The sequence below is a fragment of the Flavitalea sp. genome (assembly GCF_035489435.1).
Taxonomy (GTDB): Bacteria; Bacteroidota; Bacteroidia; order Chitinophagales; family Chitinophagaceae; genus DATHKG01.
Window position 1 is genome coordinate 19,762 of record NZ_DATHKG010000018.1, and the last position, 17,452, is coordinate 37,213.

The 17,452-nt window shown below is 41.1% G+C and carries 17 protein-coding genes; 12 read left to right on the forward strand and 5 right to left on the reverse strand.

The genetic code is table 11. The features are described from left to right. Positions 1-2 precede the first annotated feature (2 nt). Positions 3-1,187, forward strand: a complete 1,185-nt coding sequence (uxuA, locus tag VK664_RS02435; RefSeq protein ID WP_461397010.1) for a mannonate dehydratase — start codon at positions 3-5, stop codon at positions 1,185-1,187. Between the two features lie 62 nt (positions 1,188-1,249). Here uxuA and VK664_RS02440 read toward each other — a convergent pair whose 3' ends face one another. The 4 genes from VK664_RS02440 to VK664_RS02455 all read right to left on the reverse strand — a co-directional run bounded on the left by VK664_RS02440 (position 1,250) and on the right by VK664_RS02455 (position 4,357). Then, on the reverse strand, positions 1,250-1,417 hold the full coding sequence (locus VK664_RS02440; RefSeq protein ID WP_461397011.1) for a DUF1328 domain-containing protein: 168 nt from the start codon (positions 1,415-1,417) through the stop codon (positions 1,250-1,252). 53 nt (positions 1,418-1,470) lie between these two features. After that, positions 1,471-1,668, reverse strand: coding sequence for a hypothetical protein (locus VK664_RS02445; RefSeq protein ID WP_461397012.1), 198 nt, complete (start codon positions 1,666-1,668; stop codon positions 1,471-1,473). Between the two features lie 119 nt (positions 1,669-1,787). Beyond that, on the reverse strand, positions 1,788-3,287 hold the full coding sequence (locus VK664_RS02450) for an alpha-amylase (RefSeq protein WP_461397013.1): 1,500 nt from the start codon (positions 3,285-3,287) through the stop codon (positions 1,788-1,790). An 80-nt stretch (positions 3,288-3,367) separates the two neighbouring features. Beyond that, positions 3,368-4,357 carry a Gfo/Idh/MocA family protein gene (locus VK664_RS02455; RefSeq protein ID WP_461397014.1) on the reverse strand — a complete coding sequence of 330 codons (990 nt, stop codon included), beginning with the start codon at positions 4,355-4,357 and terminating at the stop codon, positions 3,368-3,370. A gap of 232 nt (positions 4,358-4,589) precedes the next feature. On the opposite strand from VK664_RS02455, the gene VK664_RS02460 reads away from it, so the two are divergent. The 6 genes from VK664_RS02460 (at position 4,590) to ligD (VK664_RS02485) (ending at position 9,328) form a co-directional block, all read left to right on the forward strand. Then, the gene (locus VK664_RS02460; RefSeq protein WP_461397015.1) at positions 4,590-4,889 is read left to right on the forward strand and encodes a hypothetical protein; all 300 of its coding nucleotides are present in this window, start codon (positions 4,590-4,592) and stop codon (positions 4,887-4,889) included. A 228-nt stretch (positions 4,890-5,117) separates the two neighbouring features. Further along, positions 5,118-5,777, forward strand: coding sequence for an SRPBCC family protein (locus VK664_RS02465; protein ID WP_461397016.1), 660 nt, complete (start codon positions 5,118-5,120; stop codon positions 5,775-5,777). Between the two features lie 89 nt (positions 5,778-5,866). Continuing rightward, positions 5,867-6,661: a non-homologous end joining protein Ku gene (gene ku, locus VK664_RS02470; protein ID WP_461397017.1), complete on the forward strand. Its 795-nt coding sequence runs from the start codon at positions 5,867-5,869 to the stop codon at positions 6,659-6,661. Positions 6,662-6,663: 2 nt separating this feature from the next. Further along, the gene (locus VK664_RS02475) at positions 6,664-7,422 is read left to right on the forward strand and encodes a DNA polymerase ligase N-terminal domain-containing protein (RefSeq protein WP_461397018.1); all 759 of its coding nucleotides are present in this window, start codon (positions 6,664-6,666) and stop codon (positions 7,420-7,422) included. 59 nt (positions 7,423-7,481) lie between these two features. Further along, entirely contained in the window at positions 7,482-8,384 is a 903-nt protein-coding gene (gene ligD, locus VK664_RS02480) for a non-homologous end-joining DNA ligase (protein WP_461397019.1), read from the forward strand. 29 nt (positions 8,385-8,413) lie between these two features. Beyond that, entirely contained in the window at positions 8,414-9,328 is a 915-nt protein-coding gene (ligD, locus tag VK664_RS02485) for a non-homologous end-joining DNA ligase (RefSeq protein WP_461397020.1), read from the forward strand. On the opposite strand, the gene VK664_RS02490 is transcribed toward ligD (VK664_RS02485), so the two are convergent. Next, entirely contained in the window at positions 9,325-9,576 is a 252-nt protein-coding gene (locus tag VK664_RS02490) for a hypothetical protein (protein WP_461397021.1), read from the reverse strand. The genes ligD (VK664_RS02485) and VK664_RS02490 overlap by 4 nt on opposite strands. A 198-nt stretch (positions 9,577-9,774) precedes the next feature. Here VK664_RS02490 and VK664_RS02495 point away from each other — a divergent pair, with 198 nt between their 5' ends. The 5 genes from VK664_RS02495 to VK664_RS02515 all read left to right on the forward strand — a co-directional run bounded on the left by VK664_RS02495 (position 9,775) and on the right by VK664_RS02515 (position 17,416). Next, a complete protein-coding gene (locus tag VK664_RS02495) occupies positions 9,775-11,091 on the forward strand; it encodes an alkaline phosphatase family protein (protein ID WP_461397022.1) in 1,317 nt (438 codons plus the stop codon). A gap of 177 nt (positions 11,092-11,268) precedes the next feature. Next, positions 11,269-12,021: a murein L,D-transpeptidase catalytic domain family protein gene (locus VK664_RS02500; protein WP_461397023.1), complete on the forward strand. Its 753-nt coding sequence runs from the start codon at positions 11,269-11,271 to the stop codon at positions 12,019-12,021. Positions 12,022-12,094: 73 nt separating this feature from the next. Then, on the forward strand, positions 12,095-13,072 hold the full coding sequence (locus VK664_RS02505; RefSeq protein WP_461397024.1) for a Gfo/Idh/MocA family protein: 978 nt from the start codon (positions 12,095-12,097) through the stop codon (positions 13,070-13,072). A gap of 6 nt (positions 13,073-13,078) precedes the next feature. After that, a complete protein-coding gene (locus VK664_RS02510) occupies positions 13,079-14,494 on the forward strand; it encodes a sugar transferase (protein ID WP_461397025.1) in 1,416 nt (471 codons plus the stop codon). A gap of 96 nt (positions 14,495-14,590) precedes the next feature. Further along, on the forward strand, positions 14,591-17,416 hold the full coding sequence (locus VK664_RS02515) for a M1 family metallopeptidase (protein WP_461397026.1): 2,826 nt from the start codon (positions 14,591-14,593) through the stop codon (positions 17,414-17,416). Positions 17,417-17,452: the final 36 nt, after the last annotated feature.

The following is a 17,452-nucleotide window of genomic DNA, read 5'->3' on the forward strand; positions in this document are numbered from 1 at the left end:
GAATGAAAATACATCCATTGCAGGAAACCTGGCGCTGGTATGGTCCAAACGACACTGTTACTTTGAGTGATGTCAGGCAGGCTGGTGCTTCCGGCATTGTATCTGCCATGCATCATATTCCGCATGGTGAGCTCTGGCCAATGAAAGACCTCCGGGAAAGAAAGACCGTTATTGAAGCTGCAGGGCTTGCCTGGAGTGTTGTTGAAAGTGTTCCGGTACACGAAGACATAAAAACGCGTTCAGGCCGGTACAAAGAGCTGCTTGAAACCTATAAACAAAATCTTCGGAATGTCGCTGCCTGCGGTATCGGAACAGTTTGCTATAATTTTATGCCTGTCCTCGACTGGACACGCACCGAATTGTATCATACAATGCCTGACGGTTCAAAGGCGCTAAGATTCAGCTGGACCGACCTTGCGGTTTTTGATGTCCATATCCTGAAAAGGAATGGGGCTGAAGTTGACTACACGGCCGATCAGTTGCAAAAAGCAGAGTCAATTTTTAAAAAAGGAGACCGTCAGTATCTCGATACGCTGTCCGACAATATACTGATGGGCGTGCCCGGCGAAGCAAGTATCACTACAGACGCATTAATAAAGAGTATAGATATCTATAAAGCCATTGGGGCAGATGGTCTGCGTGAAAATCTTGCCTTCTTTCTTGAATCAATCATGGATACCTGTGAAGAAAACGGCATTAAGATGACAATCCATCCTGATGATCCGCCATTTGATATACTGGGTTTGCCAAGGATCATGAGTAAAAAATCGGATCTTGAATTTATACTCAACCGTGTTGACCGCAAGGAAAATGGAATTTGTTTCTGCACAGGTTCTCTCGGAGCTGGCAAACACAATGATCTGCCTGATATTCTCCGCTCCGTGGGTGATCGGGTTTATTTTGTGCATTTACGCAATACCAAAAGAGAAACGGATGACAGTTTTTTTGAAGCTGCCCATCTGGAAGGCGATACCGATATGTACCAGGTTATGAAAGAGCTGTTAAAAATCCAGGCAACAAGGTCTGAGCCAATTCCTTTTAGACCTGATCATGGTCACCAGATGCTTGACGACCTCAAAAAAACTACGGCTCCCGGTTATTCTGCTATCGGCCGTCTTCGTGGCTTAGCGGAACTTCGTGGCCTTGCATATGGTATCTCGGAAAAAATAAAAGTGCGGTCCCGTTAAGGCCGCACCTTTTGATCATACTCTCAATGATCATACTCTCAGTCAGAATACCTGATTAAAAACTAAGGTGTTCTTCTCCATCCGCCACCGATCAGGGATAGCAAAAAGAGAACGATGAAGATGTAAAATAATATCTTGGCAATTCCGGCTGCACCAGCGGCTATTCCGCCAAATCCAAATACAGCTGCGATAATCGCGATAACGAGGAATATTAGTGTCCAACGTAACATAATCAAAAAATTTAAGTGGTGATTAAAATGGATCAAAGATTAAAATAGACCTATTAAAGCGGATCATGCTTTTTGCACTTCCGAAAGGGCCGGAGTTCAATTGGCAAATCCCAGTTATTGAAAACGTGTTTTTCGGGTTGTTTTCTTGTATTTGAAACTGGTTTCAAAATGGTGCTATTGATCAATTCATCTACCTCTCTTCCACTCAGCATTCTGAATTTCGATTCGGATTTTACGTATTTAATTTTCATATGACTGGTGTTTCGTCAATATGTTAAAATATGATGCCAGTATGCTCCGGCATAAATTCCCGAAAGTTGAGGAAATCTGTACCTAATTTGCCGAACTCAGTGCACAGATGGGGAATATCTTATAATTTTAATTTTGAGAATGCTTCCTTGCGAATCCAGACTGATACAGATCCGTCGTTCGCATAAAATTCGGCTTTCCCTTCTTCGTCGATTACAATTTTTTCGTCCCTGTTTCCACAGGCATCGATAAATGTCTTCCCTGCATGGTGTTTACCGGCTACCATCGTTTTGAAGCCTTCACTACCATTTGTCATCAAAACGACACAGCCTGAAAATTTGTTTTCACGATTGCCTTCCCGTACCCAGCCAACGGTATTGGGGTGATCGAAGTAATCATGTTGCGCTCCATAACTAAGTTCACGTCTTACGATCATCATTTCTTTAAGGCCAGGTACAGCGTTGAGCTCAATATGGATTTCCTGGTCGTCTACAACTTCTGAATATTTGGTTCCATAGATACTTGGATAAAAAATACATGGCATTCCTTGTTCACGGAGAAGTATAAGCGCATTTGCGAGCGGTTTAAACCAATAATCAACTGTCGATTCGAGTGATTGCAAAGGCTGTGTATCATGATTATCTACAAAAGTTATACTGCAACCGGGTCTTGCCTTTGTAAGGGTATTCTCGAAAATGTTCCTCATGTCGTAGTCATTGCCTTCCAAAGAAGCGCGATAGAAATTGTGATGAAGTGGAACATCAAATAGCCTGGTTTTGCCACCCAGGGTATCAATATACTTTTCAAGAATACCAACATCAGTGCTCCAATACTCTGCGATACAAAAAATGTCCTTTTTATAGTGATCATTCAGAAAATCAAGCCATTCATTAATAAAATGGGGGGTGATATGTTTCACTGCATCAAGTCTTAAACCATCTATACCTGTCTGATCTATATACCATTTCCCCCAGTGTTTTAATTCTTCCCGGACAAAAGGATTTCTGAATTCAATATCGTTACCCATCAGGTAATCAAAGTTGCCTTTTTCATCATCAATCAGATCTTCCCATTTATCGCCATATTCATTCTGGATAGTATAAATCGAATTATCCGGGCCAGACACGCCGGTGAAACATCTCCAGTCCCAGATAAATTTTGAGTATTTGCCCTTTCTGCCAGGAAACAGGAATTTGGTATATGCTTCTATTTCATGCCTTTCACCAATCAGTTCATTCCTGTCTTCTTCATTAACCTGGTAAACATTTACAACTTCTTTTTCATCACCCCCGTTTTTGTGATTGAGTACTATATCCGCAATCACTTTTATTCCTGCTTTCTGAAGACTTTTAATAGCTGTAAGATATTCTCTTTTCGTACCGTATTTTGTTCTTACTGTGCCTTTCTGATCAAACTCTCCCAGGTCAAAATGATCATAAACAGCATAACCGGGTTCATGAATACCCCGCCATGATTTATAAGCAGGTGGTAGCCATACATGCGTAAATCCGAGTGATGCAAGGTATCCGGCTTGCTCCCCGCAATGTTTCCAAAAATGTCCGTCAGGAGATATGTACCAGTGAAATTGTTGAAATATTGTTTGATTTTTAATTAGGTTCATATAATTTCTGTTATAAATGGCCTGCCGCTAGATCGCTTCTATCACATTTTGCATTTGATGGCCATTAGTTAGTTGGTTAACTACTCGAATGATTCATATTTCACATCGATCTGCTTTCTGACTTCATCGATGGTTTTCATTATATCAAGACTGAAATGGTGATAATACAGTTTGCTGTAAATTTGATTGTTGTTCAAAGCACTGATCACTTCCTCTACCTCGAACTGAAATCCACGTCCTTCCCATTCACATTTATACTCCTTTTCAACTCCATCATAGCTGCTCACTTTTATCGCCGCGGGTTTTTCATTCCACGGACTTAATATTTTTATAACACCTTTGCTGCCGGCAATTTCTGCAGAAAGTTCAGTTTGTGTTATAATAGAAGATTCTAACACAGCATGTTTACCATCTTCATATTGAAACAAGATTGCACAGGTCTCATCAATACCCTTATCTGATAATTTTCCAACTGCCTTTATCAATCGTGGTTTCCCTAACACAAGATGTGCAAGGAAAACCGGGTAGATACCAAGGTCAAGTAGGGAACCTCCTCCCAGTTCCGGATTGAAATACCTGTTATTATCATCTTCAGGCGCTTTAAAGCTCAGTGAAGCTTTCACGGAGTCTATCTCTCCAATCTCCCCCGAACCTATGATCTCCAACACTTTTTTGATACTTGGCAGAAACCTGATCCACATACCCTCCATTAAAAAAGTGTTATTACTTTCACTGGCTGCCATAAGCGCCGTCACCTGGGCTGAATTTATCACCATCGGCTTTTCGCATAACACCGGAACCTTATGATTAAGACAGGCAATTGCCTGTTCGAAATGAGAAGTGTTTGGGCTGGCTATATAAACGGCATCGAAGTTCTTATTGTTCAGGAAAAGTTCGAGATCCGTATAATACTGACTGACACCATATTCGTCTGCAAAAGTTTTTGCGCTGTCTTCACTGTGCGATAGAACCGAAGTAACTTCCTGTGGCGTTGAAACAAATTTAAAATCATCCACGAAGTCCCTGGCAATGCTGCCCGGACCGATTATTCCCCATTTAAAAATCTTCATATTTAATCCTGTGTTTAAGAACCCTATTTCCTTCCGCTGGTATAAGTGTAGAAAATTATCTACAAAAACCAGTCTTTTATTTTTCTAAACAATTTTCTTCCCTGCTAAAACCTATCCAAAAATGATTTTCAATGAATGATTCCTTCATTCCCAACTGTTTAGTTGGATATTTTCCTTTTTTGGGTATGAGAATTATGCTTTCTAACAAGGTTAATCATCCAAAACCACCGTTATGAACAATGGCATTTCTTTCAAATTCAATTTTGAGACCGATAACTTCAATATAGCCCGCGACCTGCTGCCGAAGGTGCTTGACAAGATTAAATCTCTTCAGCAGTTTAATGCAGGTTATAAATCAATTGAGTTGAGTCTGTTGAAGCCGGGACAGGATAAAAAAACTGCTTGTCTTACAATACACGCCCACGATAGCGTGATCAGGGAAGAGTCGCGCGAGGATCAGTGGGAACACGCAATCGAAATGGTGTTCAACCAGGTCGAGGCAACACATCATCATGCCATTAAACTAGACTAATAAATGTAAGCTGGACTAATAAATGCTGCAGACCGAATCGACCAGGAACTGATTATAACGAAGTTTTCGAAATTCCCCACAATACATACAATTCACAATACATACAATTATTAAGAGATCTTTTTCATAGTGATATGTAACCTAATGTTAGCAACCAGGCCGAAGCGTTAGCAATCAGGCTGTAAGTTTGGGCATGATAGTTTTAATAAGGTTTAAAAAAAATATTTCATGGATATAACTAAACCACATCCGGTAAACGTAGGCAGCACCGAAAGGCTGATCTCTGCAGCTGCAGGGTCTTTTCTCCTGATCAATACTTTAACATCAGACAAATTCAGTTTGTTGAAACTATTTACGGGCGGTTATCTTTTATATCGGGGAGTCAGCGGTAATTGCCCTCTGTATACAATTGCCGGCAAACCTTCAGCAATTCCGCCGGAAAATATAAATATCAGGTTGGAGATGTTTGTTGCCAAACCAAAGGAATCTGTATACCGGGCATGGCGAAATCTCGAAAATCTTCCACTGTTCATGTCGCATATAACAGAAGTTAAGCCAGTGTTTGAAAACATTAGCGAATGGACAGCCAAATTAAATGGTAATCCTGTTCCACTGAAATGGCGCGCCACTATTGTAAAAGATATACCAGGTCATGAAATAACCTGGCGATCACTTCCGGATTCCATGATTGATAATGTTGGTAAAATCGAGTTTCGGGAAGCAGTGGAAGCACCTGGAACGGACATACATGTTACTATAAGTTATAAGCCACCATTAGGTATTGTTGGCGATGCTATCGGCTCATTTTTTCATCCTTCTATTGAAAAAATTGTACGCGAGGATGTCTATGCATTTAAAGAATTTATTGAATCAAACGTTAACTATTAATAACCCAGCTGATAATATTATTTGGCAAAGTGTCCGACATCGCATTGTTACTTAAATCTCATGTCAATTCAAGTTAAATCATATTTGTTATGAGAGCAATCTGGTCAGGAGCCATTGGTTTTGGGCTCGTAAACATTCCGGTTAAACTTTTCAGTGCCACTCAGGGCAGTGAACTTGATCTTGATATGCTTGATAAAAAAGATCATTCAAACATAAAGTTTCAACGTGTGAATGCAGAGTCAGGTAAGCAGGTCGAATGGAAAAATATTGTCAAAGGCTATATGCTCAATGGCAAATATGTAATTCTTGATGATGATGATTTTGCAAAGGCGAGCCCTGAAAAAAATAAAATCATATCAATAGAAGAGTTCGTTAATGGTAAAGATATAGACAGCATATATTATGAAACACCCTACTATCTTGCCCCGGACAAATCAGGTGAGAAAGCATATGCATTGTTAAGAGACGCGCTTGAAAAAAGTGGTAAATACGGACTTGGTACCTATGTATTGAGGAACAGGGAACATCTTTGTGTGCTTAAGCCGCTTAATAATGCCATAGTATTAAATACAATCCGCTTTGCTGAGGAGATCCGCGACGCCGGGGAACTCAAGATCCCATCTGGCAAACAGGTTAAGCCTGCGGAATTGAAAATGGCCCTGTCGCTGATTGATCAGCTTACCAAAAAATTTGATATCTCTAAATATAAAGATTCATATACAGATTCCTTATTAAAGGTGATTCGTGCGAAAGCCAAAGGAAAGAAAACAGCGGTGCCGCAGATGCGGATAGTGCATAGCAATGCAAGGGATCTGATGTCACAGCTTAAGGCCAGCCTTGGCAAAAAAAGTGCTCCTGCTAAAAAAACTAAAAAAGCATCCTGAGAATGAGTCTTGCCACTTATAAGAAAAAACGAAACTTTAAGGAAACTTCAGAGCCTCCGCCGTTAATTGGAAAAAACCGGGCTGCAGGCACCTTTGTTATTCAAAGACACAAGGCGACAAGTTTGCACTATGATTTCAGACTTGAAGTGAATGGAGTATTGAAAAGTTGGGCAGTACCAAAGGGTCCGTCTCTTAACCCTACAGATAAAAGACTTGCGATGATGGTTGAGGACCACCCGTTATCTTATGGTGGATTTAAAGGAACCATACCTGAAGGAAACTATGGGGCAGGAATCGTAGAGATCTGGGATAAAGGAACCTACGAACCGGAAGAAATGGATAAAATTTCTGATAAAGCCATAGAAAGAAATATTAAAAATGGCATGCTCAAATTTTCATTAAAAGGACGTAAGTTAAAAGGAAGTTTTGCACTTGTTCGCATCCGTGGCGCTGATAGTAAGAATTGGCTACTGATTAAACACCGGGATAAATTTGCAACCGAAGAGCCGTACAACAGCGAAGATGATACTCCTGCAAATTCACCGATCAACAAATTCCTCCGGCAGCGAGAGACAAAAAAAGCCCCTCTAAAAAAAACATCGCCAACAGTGAAATCGAATAAGTCTGTAACCAAAATAAAAAAGAAATCTGCGAAGTCAGTCAAAGCTGTTGCAACACGAAAACCAGCCGCCGCTGCGAAAACGGTAAAAAAATCTTCAGGGAAATCTGTTGCTGCCAGCGCTGGTGTAAAAAAAAAGTAATTCCACCATCAGTGAGGTCCTCATCAACCAGGATCAAAGTCGGGCGATATATAAAACCGATGCTTGCAAGCCTTACCAACCAGCCTTTCGATAACAAAGACTGGTTATTTGAGATCAAGTGGGATGGCTATCGGGCAATTGCGGAACTGCAAGGTAAAGATGTTAAACTGTATTCCAGGAACGGCATTTCATTCCTGCCTCTATATCCGGCAATAGCAATGGCCCTTGCTTCATTGGAATTAAATGCAGTAGTTGATGGCGAGATAGTAGTGCTCGACAAAAAAGGTAAATCAGATTTTCAGAATCTCCAACAGTTTGGTTTATCCGGAGGATCATCGCTTGTATACGTAGTATTTGACTGTCTTCGTTTAAATGGAAAAGATCTCACACACCAGGTATTAACCGAAAGAAAAAAACGATTGCAAAAATTATTACCGGCTTCGGATCCGGTGATTCGTTATTCAGATCATGTAGTTGAAAGAGGTAAAGCTTTTTTTATTGCGGCATCCAAAAAGAACCTGGAAGGCATCATTGCGAAAAAATCGGATAGTTTATATACTTCAGGAAAGCGGTCAAAAGAGTGGCTCAAGATAAAACATCACAACACGGAAGAGGCAGTTATCGCCGGATACACATCACCACGGGGAAGCCGTGAACATTTTGGTGCATTGATCCTTGCCGTCAAAAAAAATAAAGGATGGAAATATATAGGTCATACAGGTACCGGCTTCACCCGCACAATTCTTGCTGACCTTTATGAGAAACTTCAGCCTTATGTTCGTTCATCAAGTCCTTTTGAAGAGAAAATTAAGGTCAACGGACAAGTTACCTGGGTTGAACCTGTGCTTGTTGCAAATTTGAAGTTTACTGAAAAAACAAAAGACGGTATGTTGAGGCACCCCGTGTTCCAGGGATTAAGGATAGACAAATCTGCAGCGGAAACCGGGCAGAAGGGACATTGAAGCAAAGCCTATGGTTTAAAATTTTTATTATGGCAAAAGAAAACATCATTAAAATCGGTGGAAGGGAATTAAAAGTTACTAACCAGGATAAGATTTACTTTCCTGATGAAAATCTTACTAAAGGTCAGGTCCTTGAATACTATCAAAAAGTTTATAAGTACATCAGCCGTTACTTAAAAGACAGGCCACAGTCTTTAAGACGCAATCCGAATGGCATCAGGGATGGTGGTTTTTTTCATAAAGATGCTGGTGATCTTGCTCCGTCCTGGATGAAAACCGTTAAGATAAATTCTGAGTCGGCAGGAAAAAAGATCGATTACCTGATTTGCAACGATAAAGCAAGTCTTGCATTCATGAACAACCTTGGTTGCATTGAAATCAATCCCTGGAATTCTACTTTGGGCAGTATCAACAAACCGGATTACCTGATTATGGATATTGATCCCTCAGACAAAAATACATTTGAACAAGTGATCGATACAGCCATTGTAATTAAAGAACTGCTTGATAAAGCAGGTGCAAAATCTTATTGCAAAACATCCGGATCAACCGGCCTGCACATTTATATTCCATTAAAAGCGCAGTACACATATTTGCAAATAAGAAAATTTGCGAAGGGCCTGGCAAGTTTAACGCAGCAACAATTACCATCAACTACAACCATCGAGCGTCCATTAAACAAAAGAAAAGGAAGGATCTATATCGATTACCTGCAGAACAGGCGGGGTCAAACACTGGCTTGTGCATATAGCCTGAGACCAAAGCCAGGAGCTACCATTTCAGCACCTTTGGACTGGAAGGAAGTGAAACATGGTTTATCCGTGCAGCAGTTCGATATGCTCAATATATTTAAAAGACTTGAGAAGAAAGGTGACCTGTTCGCCGGCGTACTCACTGGCAAAACTGATCTCAATAAATGCGCTAAAAACCTTGGACTTTATTAGGCTGTCAATCGAAGTATCGACCTGGCTTTTTCAAGGCCGGCAGGAGTTATACTTATTGCAACAGAGCCCAGCTGCCTGATAATGATCAGTTGTTCCATAGCCAGTAACTCAAGGTGAGTTTTAATGTCATCCCAGCCAAACATCTGTCTTACTATTATCTCCCTTGTATTACACAAATAAGTGTGAGGCTGAGAGTCCTCTTTCACTATATTATAAATTGTTTGAAGCGTGTAGTATTGTTGTTCCATAAAGTGATGTACCTAAATATACGTAGGAAAAATACGATAGTTATCATAAGTTATGCACATGATAATGACCATTTGGTACTGCAAAGGCTGATTCTCCTACTTGTCTTGTTAACGGAAATTTTATCGTTGTTAAGTTATTATGTAACCCTTTACACTAATTTTGATTAAGCTCATGCCCTGATCTGAACCAGCTTACGAATGACTTACTTCTGTCCTGAAATATTTAACAGCTTTGTCTCAATCTACAATAGTTATTTCCCGCCTGTAATCAGGTTACTTACTATTTTATTATTTGCCGCCTGCCTGCGCTTAGCTGCGCAGGATACGACCCAAAAAATTATTCCAGACCGGGTGAATGCCCCCGCCCAGTCAAATAAACCTTATGTAATCCTGATCTCGGTTGATGGTTTCCGTTATGACTATGCCCGCAAACACAATGCGGTCAATTTAATCCGGCTTGGTAATGACGGAATAACCGGTGAAGGCATAAGGCCGGGGTTTCCTTCACTCACTTTCCCCAACCACTATAGTATAGTGACTGGTCTTTATCCAGCTCATCATGGACTGGTTGATAACAGTTTTTATAATCGCAGTAAAAAGACAATCTATACCAAATCATCAAGGTCCATTGTGCAGGACAGCAGCTGGTATAATGGGCGTCCGCTGTGGGTGCTGGCTGAACAGCATAAAATGTTGACGGCAACCTTTTACTGGATCGGGTCGGAGGCGGCCATTATGGGCACCAGGCCCACTTATAGCTATAATTACAGCACCGGTATTCCGTCCGACGAGCGGATAACCATAGTTCAAAACTGGTTGGCTTTGCCGGAAGTCCGGAGACCACATCTGATCTGCCTGTATTTTTATGAGGTCGATAATGCCGGGCATCTTTATGGGCCCGAATCAGCTGAATTGGCGGAAGCCGTCAGAAAAATGGATACGATAATCGGCAAGCTGGTTAATGCCGTGGATAAAGCCGGCTTACCTGTAAACTTCATATTACTTTCTGATCACGGGATGGAAACGGTAAACGACAGAAATCCAATCAGGCTGCCTCCTGAAATTGACAAGGCAAAATTTGTAGTACCGCCTGGTGATGCCTTACTTCATTTGTACGCAGCCAATAAGGCTTCGATTGCTCCGACTTATAAAGCTTTGAGAAATAATGCCAATGGGTTCCGGGTTTATCTTCATAATGAGCTTCCGAGGCGCTGGCACTATGGGTCCAATGATGACAGGTACAAAAGGGTGGGAGATATCATACTTATTCCACAACCCGGGCTTGTGTTTAATATTACCAATACGGGTGTAGATAAAGGAAAACATGGCTTTGATCCGGCCAGGCGGGAAATGATGGCCGCTTTCTTCGCCTGGGGACCGGCTTTTAAATCCGGTGTCCAGATAAAGGCTTTTGATAATGTCCACGTCTACCCCCTGGTGGCAAAAATCCTCGGACTTCCTTATAAAGACAAAATAGACGGCAAAATTTCCGTTTTACAGGGGATTCTCAAATAAATCTGACATTTTAAGTGTAGTTACCTCAAGTTTTTTGGCAAATGATCCTTAGAGGGTATTGCTTTTCTGGGGTTTTAACCATATTTTTAGTAAAAGGGTCAGGTTCCAGGGCAATTTAGCTCTTCCATTTCCGTTGAATTATCATTTCCGCAAAACCACAGAAAGTCTTAAGAGAAAATGAGATTCAACCTTAATAACGGATTTATTGTGTCGTTGCTGACCGGGATGCTCCTGTTTTCCGGAAAAGCGGTGATTGCAGGTGATAAGGATTCCGCAGATAATATTCATTTGAAAAAAATGAAGCACGCAGGGGTGGATCCTGCACCTAAAGCTTTGATAGCCATTATGGCTATCTATGACAGTCTTCACCTGGATGATCTCGGTCTCAATCCCAAAGTCTTCCAGATGGCCCTGAAAGGGATGGAAAAACTCAGAAAAATGGGTAAGCTGACCAACGACCGCATTCTTTCCATCGTTGATTTTAGTCAACCCAGTGTTCAGAAACGATTATATGTAATTGATATCGAAAATTGTGTGCTGCTTTATAACACTTTGGTGGCTCATGGTATGAAGTCTGGAAAAGAGAAAGCGCTTTCTTTTTCCAATAAACCATCATCGAATAAAAGCAGCCTTGGTTTTTATGTAACCAACCGTACTTATAACGGAAGTAATGGTTATTCACTACGACTGCAGGGTTGTGAAAAAGGGTTTAATGACAATGCGGCAAAAAGGGCCATCGTTATACATGGCGCTGATTACGTGAATGAAGAATATATTAGCTCCCAGGGTTATATTGGCCGCAGCCAGGGTTGCCCTGCACTGCCACCTTTGCTCAGCAAACCGCTGATAGATGATATCAAAGATGGCACCTGCCTTTTCATCTATCATCCGAATCCCCTCTATCTTTCAAAATCGAAGCTTGTGAAATAAGCTACACAGGGAAATCTCTGAATATCAATCTTTCATGTAATTATCGATTATCTTTGGTGATCAATTATCCATTATGTTAAAGGTTGGAGTATTTGGCGTTGGTCACCTTGGAAAGTTTCACCTGAACAACTGGAAGGAAATTAACCAGGTAGAACTTGTTGGATTTTATGATCCCAATGACAGTGCTGCACAGGAAGTTTCTGAAAAATACCAGATCCCGAGGTTCCTGGAACCGGAACGCCTGATGGATGTGGTTGATGCAGTCGACATCGTTGCCCCGACAAATTTTCATTTCGGTTTATGTAAACTCGCCATAAGGAAAGGCAAGCATGTTTTTGTAGAGAAGCCATTGGCCAATACCATGGACGAAGCAAGGGAACTTGTAAAACTCGTTAAAGAATCAAATATCAAATTCCAGGTTGGTCATGTTGAACGTTTCAACCCTGCTTTCCTTGCTGTTCAGGACCTTGAACTGAATCCGATGTTCATAGAAGTACATCGCCTGGCACAGTTCAATCCCCGGGGTACCGAGGTCAGTGTTATCCTGGATCTGATGATCCATGATATCGACATAATTCTCAAGCTCGTCAAAAGCGAGGTTAAACATATTTCCGCCAGCGGTGTAGCCGTGATGACTGATACGCCTGATATTGCCAATGTTAGAGTAGAGTTTAACAATGGCTGCGTCGCCAATCTTACTTCGAGCAGGATTTCCATGAAAAAGATGCGAAAGGTGAGGGTTTTTCAGAAAGACGCTTATATCGGGATCGATTTCCTGAATAAGAAAACAGAAGTAATCAAATTGAAAACTCCCCAGGACCTGGATGCTTTTTCATTTGAGCTGGATTTGCCAAATGGTGGAAAAAAATCAATAGCCATCCTGAACCCCCAGGTGCCCGAGGTGAATGCTATAAAACTTGAACTTGAGAAATTCCGGGATGCTATCCTCCATAATACACCAACTATAGTGTCAGAGGTTGATGGTTACCGGGCGATGGATGTTGCTCATCAAATCCTGGAGAAAATCAAAAACAATACAATCGCGTCCTGAAATTCGATGCCATTATCCAGAAAGCTACATAGCAGTTGGTATGTTCTGAGCGATTTTCTCGCAGCGATACTCGCCTGGATTGTTTTGTACTTCGTGAGACGATATCTGCTCAGGGAAATTATTCTACATGAGGGAGTCCCGTTTCTGAACCAGCGCTTCTGGCTTGGCATTTCCCTGATACCATTGGCATGGATCATTTTTTATTCAATACTCGGTTCCTATAAATCACTTTATCATAAATCAACGCTGAATGAACTGACTATCACCTTAATAAGCGGACTAATCGGATGTACCATCATTTTCTTCCTGATAGTTATCAATGATCCTCAAAAAGAATATACATATTATTATAAGTCACTTTTTTTCTATGCCCTGGCACATATAGTTTTTACCTGGATTGGAAGGAGCCTGATTTTGTCGGCGATCCATCGCCAGATCAGGAGCGGGGCTGTAAGCTTCAATACTTTGCTTGTAGGGTCCAACAACATGGCCATGCGTATTTACAAGGAAACAAGAAAGGGATTGTTGCGCAATGGATATCACTACAGGGGATTTATCAGGGGAGGCGTTGATGTAAATGGTATTTGCGAGCTGTTGCCTGAATTTGGCGAAATAGACGAAATGGGGACCGCGATAGACAGGCACAGTATTCAGCTTGTCGTCATCGCATTGGAAAAATCTGAGAAGGTTGAAGTCGAAAAGATTATCGAAGCATTGAGTGAAAAAGATGTCGAGATCCGCATCGTACCTGATATACTGGATATTTTATCGGGATCTGTGAAAACAAACTCACTATTTGGACCTGTCCTCACTGGAATCAAAACCGGTCTGATGCCAGAATGGCAACAAAATATCAAGCGGGTATTAGATGTCGGGCTCTCTATGATTTCATTGATTTTGCTTTCACCTTTCCTTGTGTACGCAGCTCTCAGGACCAGGTTATCATCTCCCGGTCCTATAATCTATTCGCAGGAAAGGATTGGATATAAGGGAAAGAAATTTTCAATATTTAAGTTCCGGTCGATGTACGCCGATGCAGAAAAGGATGGACCCAGGCTTTCTTCCGAAAAAGATCCGAGAATAACGGCCTGGGGCAAAACGATGCGTAAATGGCGGATTGATGAAATTCCACAGCTATGGAATGTGTTGAAAGGGGACATGAGCCTGGTTGGTCCGCGGCCGGAAAGAAGCTTTTATGTTGCAGAACTAACAAAAAAATCACCGTATTTCAGGTACCTGTTAAAGGTAAAGCCAGGGCTCACTTCCTGGGGTATGGTCCAGTTTGGCTATGCCGGTACGATTGAAGAGATGATTGAAAGAATGAAATATGATCTGATTTACATCGAAAACATTTCACTGGCCCTGGATCTGAAGATCATGTTACATACAATCAGGATTATTTTAAAAGGCAAAGGCAGATAAGAACAGACTATAAACAATAAGAACGGACTGTAAACAAGCAGGGTTCCAATAAAGATCACCTCCCTGCGTTTGATAAGAATTAAAGCTTATGATGGCATGCAATTAACCAGGCTGATACTTTTAATAATTGTTTGTGTTTTGCATTTACCCGGTGCAAAGGCACAGGATCATTACTGGCAACAAAATGTTCAGTACAAAATAGAAGTGAGTCTGAATGATGTTGAACACACACTTGATGGCTTTATAAGTTTAAACTACCGGAATAATTCACCCGACACAATTGGTTTTATCTGGTTTCATGTCTGGCCAAATGCTTTCAAAAATGACAAAACCGCATTCAGCGAACAGCTATTGCGAAATGGCAAAACAGCATTTTATTTTTCGAAACCGGAGCAGAAAGGTTATATAAATAAACTTGATTTTAAATCCGGGACAGTATCATTGGAAATGGAAGATCATCCATCTTATACAGATGTGGTAAAGGTTTTATTACATCAGCCATTGCTACCAGGCCAGGTTAGAAATATATCCACCACTTTTCATGTTAAGCTTCCCTACAATTTTAGCCGGGGTGGTCACAATGGCACAGGTGGGCAGTCTTACCAGGTCACACAATGGTACCCAAAACCTGCGGTTTATGATAAGCAAGGCTGGCATCCTATGCCTTATCTTGACCAGGGTGAATTTTACAGTGAGTTTGGTACATATGATGTCAGTATCACAATACCAAAAAATTACGTGGTGGCTGCTACCGGGGAATTACAGAATAAAGAAGAAATCGACTGGATGCGCACCCGCTCTACAGCTCCTGAAAGAAAAAAAATAAAACAGTCTAAAAATAAGAATTCATTCCAGGCTCCGGTCACCAGATTCGAAGCAATTGCTTCTGATCCGGAAACCAAAACGCTGCGATACATACAAGACAGTGTCCATGATTTTGCATTTTTTGCAGACAAATATTTTATTATCCGGTCGGTCGACATCCCTTTGCCATCAGGCAGAACTGTAAAAGCCTATAGTTTCTATCGCCCGGAATCCGCAGAGGATTGGAAAGAAAGTTTAGTTCAGGTCCGCGAAGCTATTCAGTTTCGGTCCGGGCTCCTTTTTGAGTATCCTTATAACTCAATAAGTATTGTTGATGCTGATTTTGGAATAGGAGGTGGTATGGAATACCCCATGATAACGAACCTGAGCAGTGGATTAGGTAAACAACAATTGATGGAGATTATAGAACATGAGGTGGGGCACAACTGGTTCCAGGGGATATTGGCAACCAATGAAAGGGATCATCCATGGATGGATGAAGGGATGAATACATATTACGAAATGCGTTTCGAAAACAGGGCTTCCGGCAAAAATAATTTGTTTCGTAGTTCCAATACCCGGCAGCAATTCCGTTATGGTGAAAATCAGGGAACTGGTCAACCCATTGCCACTTCATCGGCAGATTTCAGCCAGGGAAATTATTATTCAACTGCTTATCATAAAGCGGCCGGATGGCTTGCTTCATTGGAAAAAATGTTAGGCAGGAAAATTTTTGATTCAGCAATGAAGCAATATGCTGAGGAATGGAAGTTCCGGCACCCGACGCCCGAAGACTTTAAAAAATCTGTTGAACAAAGCAGTGGCAAAGATCTTACTGCCCATTTCAATCTTCTTTATAATAAGCAGACCGGGCCACCGCCATCTTATAAAAAAAAAATAGTAAGCGGTTTTAATTTTCGTTCGCATACATCCGATTCAATTGACTACATAGATGTTTTGCCTGTACCGGGCTATAATACCTCTGATGGTTTTATGATTGGGGCTGCTGTTCATAATTATGCAGGTCCTATCAACCGCTTTCATTTTTTTGTGAGTCCTCTTTATGCCACCCGTTCAAAACAATTCAATGGTATCGCTGATTTTAATTACACCTGGTATAAACCAGGTAAGATAAATAAGATCACGACCGGCTTAGGTTTTTCACGTTTTTCAACTTTAAGCGGTAGGGACAGTAACAACATGCGGATCAGTTCCGGTTTTCTGAAGTTCACTCCTTCCCTGAAGGTTTCGTTTCGCAGGCCTTCACCTTTAAGTACCATGGATAAATGGTTAGAATGGAAAACCTATATAATAGGTGAAACCGGTTTCAGTTACAATATGAAGGTTTCTGACGGAAATTACTATCCTGAAAAATCGGCTATACAATACCGTTATATCAACCAGTTAACTTTCGGTTTGTCAGATCAACGTGTATTGTATCCCTATGACGCTTCATTACAGGTTCAACAAGCTGAAGATTTTTACCGGGTAAACCTAAATGCTGAATATTTTTACAACTATGCTTCCGGGGGTGGAATGAATCTGCGCTTATTTGCAGCGAAATTCGGATATATAGGCAGTCAGTCTGTTAGCAAAACATTTGAAACCGCCAGGTACCAGCCGAAACTGACCGCTGTTACGGGTTATGAAGATTATACTTATGGCGATTATTTTATAGGAAGACAGGAGTCTGAAGGTATTGCATCGCAACAAATCATGATGCGCGATGGTGGACTTAAATTGAGGACAGATATTTTCCAGGACCTGCAGGGCAGATCAGACAATTGGGTGACATCAATAAACTTCAGCACTTCCATCCCTAAGCAGATATTACCGCCGGTAGTGCCTTTAAAAATATTTTTTGATATTGGAACTTATGCCGGGGCATGGCAGGAAGATGCTTCAGGAAGCAGGTTCATGTATGTTGCGGGTCTTCAGCTATCATTATTTAAGGAGATCCTGAATATCTATGCCCCTATAGTTTATAGTAAAACTTTCAGTGACAATCTTAAAACGGTTCCTGAAGAAAACAAATTTTTACGGAAAATATCTTTCAGTATAGACCTGCACAACCTGGATATAAAGCGACTAACCGGAAAGCATAATCTTCTATTTTGAACATCGCATTCTTCATTAAACATCGCATTAAACTTG

What these genes read in the sequence shown, in the direction of transcription:
- VK664_RS02450 (WP_461397013.1), bottom strand. Translation starts at nt 3,287, where the DNA reads ATGAACCTAATTAAAAATCAAACAATATTTCAACAATTTCACTGGTAC.
- VK664_RS02505 (WP_461397024.1), top strand. Translation starts at nt 12,095, where the DNA reads ATGTTAAAGGTTGGAGTATTTGGCGTTGGTCACCTTGGAAAGTTTCAC.
- uxuA (WP_461397010.1), top strand. Translation starts at nt 3, where the DNA reads ATGAAAATACATCCATTGCAGGAAACCTGGCGCTGGTATGGTCCAAAC.
- VK664_RS02445 (WP_461397012.1), bottom strand. Translation starts at nt 1,668, where the DNA reads ATGAAAATTAAATACGTAAAATCCGAATCGAAATTCAGAATGCTGAGT.
- VK664_RS02465 (WP_461397016.1), top strand. Translation starts at nt 5,118, where the DNA reads ATGGATATAACTAAACCACATCCGGTAAACGTAGGCAGCACCGAAAGG.
- VK664_RS02510 (WP_461397025.1), top strand. Translation starts at nt 13,079, where the DNA reads ATGCCATTATCCAGAAAGCTACATAGCAGTTGGTATGTTCTGAGCGAT.
- VK664_RS02460 (WP_461397015.1), top strand. Translation starts at nt 4,590, where the DNA reads ATGAACAATGGCATTTCTTTCAAATTCAATTTTGAGACCGATAACTTC.
- ligD (WP_461397019.1), top strand. Translation starts at nt 7,482, where the DNA reads ATGCTTGCAAGCCTTACCAACCAGCCTTTCGATAACAAAGACTGGTTA.
- VK664_RS02455 (WP_461397014.1), bottom strand. Translation starts at nt 4,357, where the DNA reads ATGAAGATTTTTAAATGGGGAATAATCGGTCCGGGCAGCATTGCCAGG.
- ku (WP_461397017.1), top strand. Translation starts at nt 5,867, where the DNA reads ATGAGAGCAATCTGGTCAGGAGCCATTGGTTTTGGGCTCGTAAACATT.
- VK664_RS02440 (WP_461397011.1), bottom strand. Translation starts at nt 1,417, where the DNA reads ATGTTACGTTGGACACTAATATTCCTCGTTATCGCGATTATCGCAGCT.
- VK664_RS02490 (WP_461397021.1), bottom strand. Translation starts at nt 9,576, where the DNA reads ATGGAACAACAATACTACACGCTTCAAACAATTTATAATATAGTGAAA.
- VK664_RS02475 (WP_461397018.1), top strand. Translation starts at nt 6,664, where the DNA reads ATGAGTCTTGCCACTTATAAGAAAAAACGAAACTTTAAGGAAACTTCA.
- VK664_RS02495 (WP_461397022.1), top strand. Translation starts at nt 9,775, where the DNA reads ATGACTTACTTCTGTCCTGAAATATTTAACAGCTTTGTCTCAATCTAC.
- VK664_RS02515 (WP_461397026.1), top strand. Translation starts at nt 14,591, where the DNA reads ATGCAATTAACCAGGCTGATACTTTTAATAATTGTTTGTGTTTTGCAT.
- ligD (WP_461397020.1), top strand. Translation starts at nt 8,414, where the DNA reads ATGGCAAAAGAAAACATCATTAAAATCGGTGGAAGGGAATTAAAAGTT.
- VK664_RS02500 (WP_461397023.1), top strand. Translation starts at nt 11,269, where the DNA reads ATGAGATTCAACCTTAATAACGGATTTATTGTGTCGTTGCTGACCGGG.